The sequence below is a fragment of the Pantoea sp. X-Soil-ISGK-275 genome, assembly GCF_059730795.1.
This window is the reverse complement of sequence record NZ_AP035976.1, coordinates 3,908,551-3,921,262: the sequence shown is the minus strand read 5'-3', so window position 1 is coordinate 3,921,262 and position 12,712 is coordinate 3,908,551. Positions and strand designations below refer to the sequence as shown.

The 12,712-nt window shown below is 56.3% G+C and carries 9 protein-coding genes; 4 read left to right on the top strand and 5 right to left on the bottom strand.

Annotated features, from left to right (window positions below):
- Nucleotides 1-3: 3 nt before the first annotated feature.
- Both AC6I8A_RS18255 and AC6I8A_RS18250 read right to left on the bottom strand, forming a co-directional pair.
- Complete coding sequence (locus tag AC6I8A_RS18255; protein WP_176972628.1) at nucleotides 4-975, bottom strand: ABC transporter substrate-binding protein; 972 nt, start codon at nucleotides 973-975, stop codon at nucleotides 4-6.
- Complete coding sequence (locus AC6I8A_RS18250; protein WP_293792246.1) at nucleotides 953-1,666, bottom strand: ABC transporter ATP-binding protein; 714 nt, start codon at nucleotides 1,664-1,666, stop codon at nucleotides 953-955. Before AC6I8A_RS18250 ends, AC6I8A_RS18255 begins: the two co-directional genes overlap by 23 nt.
- Nucleotides 1,667-1,892: 226 nt before the next feature.
- Between AC6I8A_RS18250 and AC6I8A_RS18245 the strand changes: the two genes are divergently transcribed.
- The gene (locus AC6I8A_RS18245) at nucleotides 1,893-3,116 is read left to right on the top strand and encodes an MFS transporter (protein WP_256697701.1); all 1,224 of its coding nucleotides are present in this window, start codon (nucleotides 1,893-1,895) and stop codon (nucleotides 3,114-3,116) included.
- 218 nt (nucleotides 3,117-3,334) lie between these two features.
- On the opposite strand, the gene AC6I8A_RS18240 is transcribed toward AC6I8A_RS18245, so the two are convergent.
- On the bottom strand, nucleotides 3,335-4,150 hold the full coding sequence (locus AC6I8A_RS18240) for a TIM barrel protein (protein ID WP_293792250.1): 816 nt from the start codon (nucleotides 4,148-4,150) through the stop codon (nucleotides 3,335-3,337).
- Nucleotides 4,151-4,574: 424 nt separating this feature from the next.
- On the opposite strand from AC6I8A_RS18240, the gene AC6I8A_RS18235 reads away from it, so the two are divergent.
- Both AC6I8A_RS18235 and iolB read left to right on the top strand, forming a co-directional pair.
- On the top strand, nucleotides 4,575-6,080 hold the full coding sequence (locus AC6I8A_RS18235; protein ID WP_265302576.1) for a CoA-acylating methylmalonate-semialdehyde dehydrogenase: 1,506 nt from the start codon (nucleotides 4,575-4,577) through the stop codon (nucleotides 6,078-6,080).
- A 24-nt stretch (nucleotides 6,081-6,104) separates the two neighbouring features.
- Nucleotides 6,105-6,920: a 5-deoxy-glucuronate isomerase gene (gene iolB, locus AC6I8A_RS18230; protein ID WP_293792253.1), complete on the top strand. Its 816-nt coding sequence runs from the start codon at nucleotides 6,105-6,107 to the stop codon at nucleotides 6,918-6,920.
- A gap of 82 nt (nucleotides 6,921-7,002) precedes the next feature.
- Here iolB and AC6I8A_RS18225 read toward each other — a convergent pair whose 3' ends face one another.
- Together AC6I8A_RS18225 and AC6I8A_RS18220 are read right to left on the bottom strand one after the other, a co-directional pair.
- Nucleotides 7,003-7,848, bottom strand: coding sequence for a MurR/RpiR family transcriptional regulator (locus tag AC6I8A_RS18225; protein WP_008107943.1), 846 nt, complete (start codon nucleotides 7,846-7,848; stop codon nucleotides 7,003-7,005).
- 318 nt (nucleotides 7,849-8,166) lie between these two features.
- Nucleotides 8,167-10,080, bottom strand: coding sequence for a bifunctional 5-dehydro-2-deoxygluconokinase/5-dehydro-2-deoxyphosphogluconate aldolase (locus tag AC6I8A_RS18220; protein WP_256697697.1), 1,914 nt, complete (start codon nucleotides 10,078-10,080; stop codon nucleotides 8,167-8,169).
- A gap of 549 nt (nucleotides 10,081-10,629) precedes the next feature.
- Between AC6I8A_RS18220 and iolD the strand changes: the two genes are divergently transcribed.
- Nucleotides 10,630-12,564, top strand: coding sequence for a 3D-(3,5/4)-trihydroxycyclohexane-1,2-dione acylhydrolase (decyclizing) (gene iolD / locus AC6I8A_RS18215; RefSeq protein ID WP_256697696.1), 1,935 nt, complete (start codon nucleotides 10,630-10,632; stop codon nucleotides 12,562-12,564).
- Nucleotides 12,565-12,712: the final 148 nt, after the last annotated feature.

The following is a 12,712-nucleotide window of genomic DNA, read 5'->3' as shown; positions in this document are numbered from 1 at the left end:
CGTTTACTGTCCGAACAAGGCGCCAAAGCGCTTCAGCACCGCCGAGCGCTCACTGCTGCCATCCTGATTGGTCGGCAACAATTTGATCTCGGTGAACAGCGGACGTTGCGCTTTGATATCGGTACGCGCTGGCATTAGCCAGGCTTTCGCCACTTGTTCCTGACCTTCATCGGACAGCACGTAATCGACGAATTTCTTCGCATCATCTGCGTGCTGGCTGCTTTTCAGGATCATCATCGGACGCGGCGCGACCACGGTGCCGTTTTCCGGGAAGATCACCTTCACGCTTTCGCCCTGCGCGATGTTGTTATAGGTGACGTAGTCGACCGCGCCAAACACCGCCGCTTTCGCGCCTTGCAGCACCGGCGTCACCGCCTGCGCATTGGGTCCGCTCATCACCATGCCGTTGGCTTTCAACTGGTCAAAAAGCTGCCAGGCTTTTTCGCCTTCGCTGTTTTGCAGGCCAATCAGCAGATCGAGTGATGCGCCAGACAGCGCCGGATCCGGCGTGGTGACTTTATCTTTAAAGGCGGGCGCGGTGAGATCCTGCCAGGTTTTCGGCTCTGGCGTGTTGCTTTGCGTATTCCACACGATGCCAAGCGCGGAAATACCCTGCGCGACATAGTTGGCGGTTTTGAACTGATCCGGCACCTTCGCTGCATTAGCACTTTCGAAAGGTTGCAGCCAGCCGCGCTGTTGCAGATCTTCGGCGGTATCCCACGAAGCCGAGATCAGCACATCGGCCTGCGGATTGGCCTGTTCCGCTTCCAGACGCGCCATCACTTTGCCGGTGGTGGCCTGGAAAATATTCACTTTGATGCCGGTCTGTTTTTCAAATCCGGCGGCAAGACTTTTCGACAGCGAACCCGGACCGGCGGTGTACACCGTCAGCGCCTGGGCATCGTTGATCATGATGGCGGAAGTCAAAATCATCGCGCTGATGGCTCCTGTTTTAACTGACTTGAGAGATGGCATTGCGGTCCCCTGAGAGGTGAGTAACGGAAACAATCTGGCCCTGCGCCAGGTGAATGATGCGGTCGGCCAGCGTGTTGGCTTCCTCGCGATCGTGCGTAACGTAAACAGCGGTGATACCCGCCGCGCGCAGCAAATCCGCCATGGTGTGAACCAGGGTTTCACGCAGGTCGCGGTCGAGGTTGGAGAGCGGTTCGTCGAACAGCAGAATGGCCGGTTTCGCCACCAGCGCGCGCGCCAGCGCCACGCGCTGCTGCTGGCCGCCGGAAAGCAACGCTGGTTTGCGATCGCCAAAATCAGCGAGGCCAACCTGAGCCAGGGCGGCATCGGCCTGTTGTCGCGCGGCGGCTTTCTTCATGCCGCGCATGCGCAGCGGAAAGGCGACGTTTTGCGCCACTGACATGTGCGGCCACAGCGCGTAATCCTGAAACACCATGCCGAGGTTGCGCTGCTCCGGCGCATCGCAGTGGCGCGGCGAGGCCACGCAGCGTTCACCAATCCACAGTTCGCCTGCGGTTGGCTGCAGCAAACCCGCCAGCAGTTTCAGTAGCGTGCTTTTGCCGCAGCCGCTCGGGCCGAGCAGCGCCAGGATTTCGCCTGCGGGAATGGTCAGGGAGAGATCGTGCAGAACAGTCAGGTTACCCACCGACCATCTGAGATTTTTCAGTTCAATAGGCAGCGCGGCATGCGTCATCGGCCATCTCCCGCGAAGGAGTTAGCGTTACGCACGCGCGCCTGAGAAATCAGGGGCGTCATCAGATTGTTATCCTCTTTGGGATTTGATTGAGGGCGAGTCTACGAGCGCGATATGACGAAATGATGACCGTAAAACTGGGCATTTCACTGATGCGGATAACACCAAATGGCGTATAGTTATCCTCTTGTTATAAAAATTCCGTCACCCACGAGCGCAATCACTCATGCCTGACTCGCCTGCCGCCGCACCTGAACACGGCCGTTTTCGTCTCAATTTACTGATCCTTTCCATCGTGAAGTTTAACTTTGCCAGCTATCTCACCATCGGTTTGCCGCTGGCGGTGCTGCCCGGCTTTGTACATGACGGGCTGGGCTATAACGCCTTCTGGGCCGGATTGGTGATCAGCCTGCAATACATCGCCACGCTGCTCAGCCGTCCGCACGCCGGACGCTATGCCGATCTGTGGGGGCCGAAAAAAGTGGTGGTGCTGGGGCTGGTGGGCTGTTTGTTGAGCGGCATCTGTATTCTGCTCTCGGCGCTCAGCGATGGGCAGGGCGTGCTGAGTCTGGTGCTGCTGTGTCTGGGGCGCGTGATTCTCGGCGTGGGGCAAAGCTTCTCTGGCACCGGCACCTCGCTGTGGGGCGTGGCGCGCGTCGGTTCGCTGCATATTGGCCGGGTGATTTCGTGGAACGGCATTGTCACCTACGGCGCGATGGCGATTGGTGCCCCGCTCGGCGTGGTGATTTTCCGCAGTGGCGGCTTGCTGCTGCTCTCCAGCATCATCATCGCTATTTGCGTGCTGGCGATTGCGCTGGCGCTGCCGCGTGCGCCGGTGAAAGGCAGCAAAGCCAAGCCGCTGCCGTTCCGTGACGTGCTGAGCAAGGTGTACGGTTTCGGCCTGATTCTGGCGATGGGTTCCGCCGGATTTGGCGTAATCGCTACCTTCATCACGCTGTTTTATCAGGATAAAGGTTGGGATGGCGCCGCCTTCGCGCTGACCATGTTCAGTGCCGCGTTCGTCGGCACGCGCCTGCTGTTCCCGAATGCCATCAATAAGCTCGGCGGTTTGCGCGTGGCGAGTATTTGCTTCGCGGTGGAAGCAGTTGGCCTGTTTTTGGTGGCCGGTTCGTTCGATCCATGGATGGCGAAAATGGGCGCATTCCTCACCGGCGCGGGTTTCTCGCTGGTATTCCCAGCGATTGGCGTGGTGGCGGTGAAAGTGGTGCCGCAGCAGAATCAGGGCAGTGCGCTCGCCACCTATACCGCGTTTATGGATTTGTCGCTGGGTATCACCGGGCCGATTGCCGGTTTCATCATGAGTTATGCCGGCGTGTCGCTGGTCTATTTCCTCACCGCGCTGCTGGTGTGTTTGGCGCTGTTCTGCACGCTGCGGATGATTAAGCGGATGCCGGAAGATCCGGTGGTGGAGGTTAAAGAGAACGCGTAGTTTTGCTATTTAACTCAGGCATACCCTAAATAGTTTAAGTCAGAGCAAGGCGGCAAGCGTGAGAATCCCCAGGAGCTTACGCCCGTAAGTGACTGGGGTGAGCATGCGCAGCCAACGCAGCTATGGCTTAAAATATGACGGGTATGAAAAAAAAGGCCTCCGACCGAGGCCCAACACTAACAAAAAGTGTCTTGTTTTAGACACAGATAAGGGTTCTTTTAGGCTTGCAGCAACTCAATGCTGTAGCGAATTTGGCGTTCAATCTCAGCGGTATTCCACATCTCCAGCGATGAGGCAAAGGGCTCAAACGCGTAAACGCCTTTGTAACCCAGCATCTCCAGACGTTTCACCTGCGCCACGCTGTTTAGCACATCGCGGTCGCTGAGCATGATGCGTTCTTCATCGGTCAGTTGCGCCGTCGGGCGGGTATCTTCCACGCCAGACAAATGCACCAGTCCAATATGATTGATATCAATCTCCTGCGGGAACTCGTTTTCGGCGTTTTCATACAGATGATGATGGAACGTATCGAGCAGCACTTTGAACGGTACTTTTGCCTGCTTAATCAGCTTTTGCGTTTGCACCGCCGAGCGTAGCGAACTGACCGGGAAGCCCAGCGGTTCCACCAGCCCCTGAATGCCATATTGCTCAAAGCGCGGTGCCAGCACCTGCAGCGCTTCCAGCGTCTGCTGGTGCGAGATCTCAATCCCTTCATTCAATGGACACATCACCAGCGCTTTTGCGCCGATGGCTTGAGCTTCCTGCAGCAGCGCGTCGGCTTTTGCCAGCAACGCCTCATCAGCACGATTAAACGGATAGAGCGCGTTAATCGTCACGATTTCAATGTGGTACTTATCCGTTAGCGCTCGCAGCTGCGCCACGCTGAGATCATCGGTGACCTTGCCGCTCTGCATGTCATTACGCAGTTCAACCTTGCTCAATCCCAGACGCTGCACCAGCTGAAAGAAAGCTTCCAGCGACAGCCTGGGCGCAATTTTACGGTTAATACAGAAACGGGTTGGATCGATGGCCATAGGCGGCTCCTGTAAACGGATACGGATGAGGTGCTGCAAAGAAAACATTTATTTCATTATTATTGAATTATGAAATATCAGATATTGGATCTGCCTCGCAAAAATTTCATATTTCGTTTCGCGTTACATGTTGAAGCTGGATTTCAGACACAAATTCTGTGCGCGCAACGGCTTAGCAGTGATGCAGTTTGGCAGGCCTATAGCGCCAGCAGGGAAGCGCTACGGGCGGATTTGCACCCGGCTGTCAGCACAAGCGGAAAAAATGCGATCCATGCCGCTAAAAGGAAATTTTCCAAAAAGAAGTATTTGAAAAATTCATTTCATTACTATAGCTTCATAGCACGCTTTAAGTATTGCCTGCACACGCAGCGTCGCGGTTCGAACGGGCTATCTGCAGGGAACTTCACATCTAAGAGGCAACGACATGACTATCGTAGGAAACTTTATCGGCGGCAAAATTACCCACAGCGCCAGCAATGAAACCATTCCCGTGTACGATCCGGCGACCGGCAAAGTCGTGCGTGAACTGACGCAGAGCACCGCTGCTGAAGTAGAGCAGGCGATTGAAGTCGCTCATGCCGCGTTCCCGGAATGGTCGAAAACCGCGCCGTTGCGTCGTGCCCGTGTGATGTTCAACTTTAAAGCGCTGATGGAAAAACATCGCGAAGAGCTGGCGGCACTGATCGTGTCTGAGCACGGCAAAGTGTGGTCCGATGCGCTGGGTGAACTGACGCGCGGTATCGAAGTGATCGAGTATGCCTGCGGTATTCCACATCTGATTAAAGGTGAAAACTCACCAAGCGTGGGCACCGGCGTTGATAGCTACTCGCTGATGCAGCCGGTCGGCGTTGTGGCGGGTATCACACCGTTCAACTTCCCGGCGATGGTGCCTCTGTGGATGTTCCCCATCGCGCTGGCGTGCGGTAACACCTTTATCCTCAAGCCACCGGCGCTGGATCCATCCGCTTCTGTGCGCATGGCCGAACTGCTGAAAGAAGCCGGTCTGCCGGATGGCGTATTCAACGTGGTGCATTCCTCTAACGAAGATGCCGAGCAGCTGTACAAAGATCCGCGCATCGCCGCAGTCAGCTTCGTCGGTTCTTCCGGCGTGGCGGAGCACATCTACAAAACTGCCAGCGCCCACGGTAAACGTGTGCAGGCGTTCGGCGCAGCGAAAAACCACGCCATCGTGATGCCCGATGCCGATCTTGATGCCACCGTGAACGCCATTATGGGCGGCGCGTTTGGTTCAGCCGGTGAACGCTGCATGGCGCTGCCCGTTGTTGTTGCCGTTGGTGACGACACCGCGGACAAATTGATTGCGCGTCTGACGCCGCTGATCAAGGCGCTGCGCGTCGGTCCTGGCATCCAGAAAGGTGCCGAAGAGAATGAAATGGGGCCGGTGGTTTCTGCTGCGCACCAGAAGAAAGTGCTGGGCTACATCGACAAAGGTGAGCAGGAAGGCGCGAAGCTGGTGGTTGATGGCCGCGGCATCCAGGTTGCTGGCCATGCAGAAGGTTACTATGTTGGTGGCACGCTGTTCGACAACGTGACTTCGGATATGACCATCTGGCGCGAAGAGATCTTCGGACCGGTGCTGAGCATCATGCGTTCCAGCGATTACGACAGCGCATTGCAACTGGTGAACAGCCACGAATTCGGTAACGGCAGCGCCATCTTCACCAGTAACGGCCATACCGCGCGTGAATTCGTGCAAAACGTCGAAGCCGGTATGGTTGGCGTTAACGTGCCGGTTCCGGTACCAATGGCGTTCCACAGCTTCGGCGGCTGGAAGCGTTCGGTATTTGGTGCGCTGAACGTGCACGGTCCAGACGGCGTGCGTTTCTACACCCGCATGAAAACCGCCACCGTGCGTTGGCCGAGCGGCCAGCAGACCGTCTCTGAGTTCAGCATGCCGACGCTGGGCTAATTTCGCTCAACAAGGAGGAACAGGATGTCTCTGATTTCGAAAGCGCAAAAACCCGACAGCAACGGCCGCATCCAGCACGTCACGCCGGAAAGCGCGGGCTGGGAATACGTCGGCTTCGACGCTTATCTGCTGAAAAAAGGGCAGAGCCTGAAGCTGAGCAGTGGCGACAAAGAGTTGTGTCTGGTGCTGGTGGCGGGCTTTGCGTCGGTGAAAACCCGTCACGCCGAGTTCCCCAATCTCGGTAAGCGTCTGTCGCCGTTTGAACGAATTCCACCTTACTCGGTGTACGTTCCGCATAACGATGAAGTGGAAGTGTATGCGGATAGCGATCTGGAGCTGGCGGTGTGTAATGCACCGAGCAGCGGCAACCTTCCGGCGCGACTGATTGCGCCGCAAGATGTTGGCGTTGAGCAGCGTGGTAAAGGGCGTAACCAGCGTTTGGTGCACAACATTCTGCCGGACAACAAAGAGGCCGACAGCCTGCTGGTGGTGGAAGTGTACACCGACGAAGGTGCGACCAGTTCGTACCCCAGCCACAAGCACGACCAGAAAGACAGCCCGGACGAAACCTATCTGGAAGAGACGTATTATCACCGTTTCGATCCTGAACCGGGTTTCGCCATGCAGCGCGTGTATACCGACGACCGTTCACTCGACGAGTGCATGGCGCCGTATAATCGCGATGTGGTGACGGTGCCGCGTGGCTATCATCCGGTGGCGACCATTGCCGGTTACGATAACTACTATCTCAACGTGATGGCGGGTCCAAAACGTCTGTGGAAATTTACCTGGGAGAAAGATCACGCCTGGGTGAACAGCGACCAGTATCCGCGTTCGTAACATGCGCACCAACGTAAAAAAGGGCAGCCAGGTGGCTGCCCTTTTTGTTGGATGGTCGCCATGAATGGCGACCCTACGAGAGTTATTCGCTGGTGACGTTGTTGTTCAGTGCTAACGATACGGCGAGCGTTTGTGCCAGACACAGCGACGCCACCTGCGAACGGAAGCCATCCACCTGCGCTTCACGCACCACAAAGCACACATCGCTGAAGGCGGCCAGCGGGCTGACCTGGCTGTCGGTGATGGCAATCAGATGCGCGCCACGTTTGGCACCTAGCTCAACCAACTCCACCGCTTCACGCGCGTATGGCGAATAGCTGATGGCGATCACCACGTCTTTCGGGTTCACCATGCTCAGCTGCTCGGTGAACATGCCACCGAGGCCGTCGATCAGGAACGCACGACGCTCCAGATGGCGCAGCGCATACACCAGATACGATGCCACGCTGAATGAGCGACGCAGGCCGATGATGTAGATGTTCTCGGCTTCATCGAGCATTTTCACCGCGCGGTTGAGCTGGTCTGGATTGACCTGCATTGCCAGCTGTTGCAGCGCCTGGCTGTTGACCATGGTGAAGACGTTGAGGATTTCGGCCGGGCTCTCAGGTGAGGTGGCGCTGTCGTCGGTGGCGGTCTGGCGGAACAGACGTGCGCGCTCGGTGTAGTTCACGGTCTCTTCCATCAGGTGCTGACGGAAAACCTGTTTCATTTCGTTGAAGCCGCTGAAGCCAAACGCGTTGGCAAAGCGGATCAGTGTGGAAGGTGGTACATCCGCATGTTGCGCGATAGAGGCAACGGTATCGAAAGCGATGCTGTTACTGTTATCAAGGATATAACGAGCCACCTGCTTCAGGCGTTTGCTCAGCGTCTCATAGCGACGACGGATCTCGTCCTGTAACAAGGTTAATTGCGTTGGATTATTGGTCATTACTTCGGCCCGCTAAAAAAGAAAATATGGCTGGATAATGAGCGCTATAGTACCAGATGGATGGAAAATTTCATTTGTTTGCCATCATCGTGACGCTTATTTCATCGGTTTATGAAATACCTCACAAAATATGCAGGTTTTCCCTCACCCTGACCCTCTCCCGCAAGCGGGCGAGGGAACCGACCGCGTGAATGTTTTGTTGCTTACTCACATGTGGCTGCGTCTCCCTCTCCCTGTGGGAGAGGGCCGGGGTGAGGGCATCAGCCCGCAGAAGAAACAAAAAAAGCGGCCAAAGCCGCTTTTTCCAAGCCACAACACTTAACCGCGCACAGCGCGCCAGTAGCCGATCAACCGCAGGTAGTTGCCTTTCACGGTCTCAATCAGCGCCTTGTCATCCAGCTCGCCTTGCAGCCACTGGCGCGACGGCTGGCCGAAGATGGTGCGACCTACTGCGAAACCCTTCACCCACGGCGCTTGCGCGGCGGCGGCGAAACCGGCTTTCAGCGTCTCTTCTGGTGCATCAAGGCCCAGCAGCAGAATGCCGCGGCAGTGCGGATCGTTCTGCTCGATAAGCCCGCTGATCGCCTGCCAGCTCTCTGCAGACAGCGGCGGCAGTTTCCACCAATCCGGCTGAATGCCAAGGCTGTAGAAGTGGCTCAGCATGTCGTAATAGTAAGATTCGTTACGGTCCGGATTGCTCTCCGGCAGAATCAGTTCCAGCAGCAGTTCGTGCCCGCTCTTGTTACAGCCATTCCACACGTCGAGAACCAGATCATCCTGCTCTTTACGCAGTTCAGCGCTGTCGTGCGGATGGTAGAACACCAGGCATTTCACTACGTGCTCGGCTGGCCAGTCGACCAGCTGTGAGCCGATGTTGCCGTGCTCCAGGCGCAGCGGACGTGAACTTGGCAGCTCAATCGGACGTCCAATCCACCAGTTTTTACCGGTAATCGCGTTCAGCGCTTTCTGGCCGTAAGTGGTATCCGCGAGGATGCCGCTCTTCTCATTCAGACCGGCTTCATTAGCCGCTTCTTCTGCGGCACGCAGCAGCAGCAGTTTCAATTGTGGAATGCGTTCTTCGCTGACGCCCGCTTCGCGCGCCATATCAGCCAACTGCTTGCGATGGTCGAAGGCGAAGACATTCAGCTCCGGCCACTGCTGTTTACGCGTGGTGACGCGATGCAGGTGATTGAGACGCGCATCGAGATCCGGACGTTTCACGTCTTTATCGCGACTGAGGAAATCATCCAGCTCTTCTTTGGTTGGCATCGCCGGTGCGCAGCCGTGGCGCGACACCACCAATGCGCCACAGGCGTTGGCGTAACGGCACGCTTGCTCCCAGCTTTCATCGTTCAGCCAGCCGCGCAACAGGCCAGACATAAAGGCATCGCCCGCGCCCAGCACGTTCAGCACTTCTACACGCACGCCGCTCTGCAGTTTGGTCTGTTCCCAGCTATCCGGGATCTCGCCTTCAAACACCACGCAACCCAGCGGACCGCGTTTGCACACTAATGTGGCCTGGCTCGATTTACGCACATTTTTCAGCGCGGTCAGCGTATCGGTGCTGCCACCGGCGATATGGAACTCTTCTTCCGTTCCGACCACCAAATCGAAATAGTGCAGCACTTCCTGCAGCTGTTGCGTCACTTCACCCGATTCAATGAAACGCGTTTCACCGTCACCAAGCGAGGTGAGTCCCCACAGCACCGGACGATAATCGATATCCAGCGCGGTGCGCAGGCCGTTGCGTTTGGCGATATCCAGCGCTTTCAACACTGCGGCGCGCGTTTGTGGATGCGACAGGTGCGTACCGGTAACGGCGACCGCACGTGAGGAGGTGATGAATTCTTCGTTAATATCTTCCGGCACCAGCCCCATATCTGCGCAGTTGTCGCGGTAGAAGATCAGCGGGAAGCTCTCTTCATCTTTGATCCCGAGGATCACCAGCCCGGTCAGGCGATGCTTATCGGTAATCAGGCCATCGGTGTTGCAGCCTGCACGTTGCAGCTCTTCACGCAAAAAGCGGCCGTTATGTTCGTCACCCACACGCGCCAGCATCGCCGATTTCAGGCCCTGAATGGCCGTACCGTAGGCCACGTTGCCGGAAGATCCGCCGAGATATTTGTTGAAGCTGGTCATATCTTCCAGACGTGATCCAATTTGCTGACCGTAGAGGTCGACGGCGATGCGTCCGATACAAATCACATCAAGCCGCTTCTGTTGTGTACTCATACCTATTGTTTCCTTCTGTGATAAGCAGACACTGCGGGCGCTGCCGCCCAACGTCGAGCGCTTTGCTTCCGGGTTCTCAAGGTGCCTGATTGGCTTTGGTCGCAGTATGAGGAATAAAAATTCCAAATTCAATATGAAATGAAACATCCATCACGATTTTGTGAGCCAGGTAAAACTCTGACGAAGCCGCAAAGCGGCGTCGGAATCGTTGGGAGTTTCAGTGATAGTCAGGCTTGTGAGCCAGGTCTCAGGAAAGTGCTGGCGAATCAAGGAAGCTACTGAAGTGAAATGAAATTTCGTTATGACCGGCAAATGACCTTTTATTGTTCCACTTTTCCCCCTTTCGCGACTCGCGCAGCCCACGTTTCATTGCTGAATTTGATCTCCATCGCAAAATGAAATGTTTCTTCTGTAATCGTGTTTAATGAAAAAAATATTTGTTTATAATCGCCTCACGTTTCACTTAATCCGCGGGCGCCGTGAACGGCAGTTTTTACCCGAACCGCGATGTACCTCGCCGCAGGTACCAGCATGTAAAGGAAGAAGCATATGGGCACAATCAGACTCACCACGGCACAGGCGCTGGTAAAATTTCTCGATAACCAATACCTGAACGTTGACGGCGTTGAAACCAAATTTGTGAAAGGCATTTTTGCCATTTTCGGTCACGGCAACGTGCTGGGATTGGGACAGGCGCTGGAGCAGGACAGCGGCGATCTGGTGGTGCATCAGGGCCGTAACGAGCAGGGCATGGCGCACGCCGCCATTGGTTTTGCCAAGCAGTCGCTGCGTCGTCAGATTATCGCCTGTACTTCATCGGTCGGACCCGGCGCAGCCAACATGATTACCGCTGCCGCCACCGCGACTGCCAACCGCATTCCTTTATTGCTGCTGCCAGGCGATGTGTTCGCCACGCGCCAACCGGATCCGGTCTTGCAGCAGATCGAACAGAGCCACGATCTCAGCATCAGCACCAACGACGCGTTCCGCGCGGTGAGCAAATACTGGGATCGCGTTAGCCGTCCAGAGCAGCTGATGACCGCCTGCATCAACGCCTTGCGCGTGTTGACCGATCCCGCAGAAACCGGTGCGGTGACGATTGCGCTGCCGCAGGACGTGCAGGGCGAAGCCTGGGACTTCCCGGAATACTTCTTCCAGAAACGTGTGCATCGTCTGGATCGCCGTCTGCCAACTGCCGCGCAATTAGAAGATGCGCTGGCGCTGATTGCGCGCAAACACAAGCCGCTGATCATTGTTGGTGGCGGCCTGAAATATTCCGACGCGGGTAATGCGCTGCTGAAATTTGCCGAGCGTTTCAACATTCCGTTTGCCGAAACTCAGGCCGGTAAAGGCACCATCGTTTCCGATCATCCGCTGAATGTCGGCGGCGTGGGTGAAACCGGCTGTCTGGCCGCTAACCTGCTGGCGAAAGAAGCCGATCTGGTGATTGGTATCGGTACGCGTTACACCGACTTCACCACCGCGTCGAAATGGATTTTCCAGAATCCGGACGTCAGCTATCTGAACCTCAATGTCAGCAATTTCGACAGCTACAAGCTGGATGCGGTGCAGCTGCTGGCGGATGCGCGTGAAGGTTTAACCGCGCTGGAAAGCGGTCTGCAAGGTTTTGAAAACCACTGGGGCGGCCAGATTGAGCTGTCGCAAAGCAAACTGCTGAAAGAGACGCAGCGCGTCTATGCCGCGACCTATAACACCGACGATTTCATTCCGGAAATCGCCGACCACGCCGATCGCGAAGCGCTGTTTGCTGAGTTTGAGCGCCTGACGAAATCGGTGCTGACGCAAAGCAGCGTGCTGGGCACCTTAAACGAGCAGCTCCCAAAGGATGCAGTGATTGTCGCGGCAGCGGGCAGTCTGCCGGGCGACCTGCAGCGCGTGTGGCGCACCAAAGATTACAACTCGTACCACGTTGAGTACGGCTACTCCTGCATGGGTTATGAAGTGAATGCCGCGCTGGGCGTGAAGCTGGCGCAGCCGCAGCGTGAAGTCTACGTCATGGTCGGCGACGGCTCGTTCATGATGCTGCACTCCGAGCTGGTCACGTCGATTCAGGAAGGGGCAAAAATCAACGTGGTGCTGCTGGATAACATGACCAACGGTTGTATCAACAACCTGCAGATGGAACACGGCATGGACAGCTTCACCACCGAGTTCCGCTTCCGTAATCCGGAAGGCGGTAAGCTGGATGGCGGCTTTGTGCCGGTGGACTTCGCGGCAATCGCCGGCGGTTACGGCTGCAAAACCTACCGCATCACCACGCTGGAGCAGCTGGAAGCCGCGCTGATCGATGCGCAGAAGCAGACCGTTTCCGTGCTGTTCGACATCAAAGTGCTACCTAAAACCATGGTGCACAAATACTTTAGCTGGTGGCACGTCGGCGTGGCGCAAACCTCTACGTCAACGCGCACGCAAGAAGTGGCCGACAACCTTAACGTGCATATCGAACAAGCACGTAAGTACTAAATCTTTTTTAGGCCGGCGTTCGTCGGCCTTGCTTAACCCTATACCCAAAATAATTCGAGATGCAGGAAGGCGGCCAACGAGAGAGTCCCGATGAGCTTACTTAAGTAAGTGATTCGGGTGAGCGAGAGCAGCCAACGCGCCTGCATCT

Bases quoted from the DNA above. Each gene is read 5' to 3' on its own strand.
- AC6I8A_RS18220 (WP_256697697.1), bottom strand. From the start codon at position 10,080: ATGAGTACACAACAGAAGCGGCTTGATGTGATTTGTATCGGACGCATC.
- iolB (WP_293792253.1), top strand. From the start codon at position 6,105: ATGTCTCTGATTTCGAAAGCGCAAAAACCCGACAGCAACGGCCGCATC.
- AC6I8A_RS18240 (WP_293792250.1), bottom strand. From the start codon at position 4,150: ATGGCCATCGATCCAACCCGTTTCTGTATTAACCGTAAAATTGCGCCC.
- AC6I8A_RS18225 (WP_008107943.1), bottom strand. From the start codon at position 7,848: ATGACCAATAATCCAACGCAATTAACCTTGTTACAGGACGAGATCCGT.
- iolD (WP_256697696.1), top strand. From the start codon at position 10,630: ATGGGCACAATCAGACTCACCACGGCACAGGCGCTGGTAAAATTTCTC.
- AC6I8A_RS18235 (WP_265302576.1), top strand. From the start codon at position 4,575: ATGACTATCGTAGGAAACTTTATCGGCGGCAAAATTACCCACAGCGCC.
- AC6I8A_RS18250 (WP_293792246.1), bottom strand. From the start codon at position 1,666: ATGACGCATGCCGCGCTGCCTATTGAACTGAAAAATCTCAGATGGTCG.
- AC6I8A_RS18255 (WP_176972628.1), bottom strand. From the start codon at position 975: ATGCCATCTCTCAAGTCAGTTAAAACAGGAGCCATCAGCGCGATGATT.
- AC6I8A_RS18245 (WP_256697701.1), top strand. From the start codon at position 1,893: ATGCCTGACTCGCCTGCCGCCGCACCTGAACACGGCCGTTTTCGTCTC.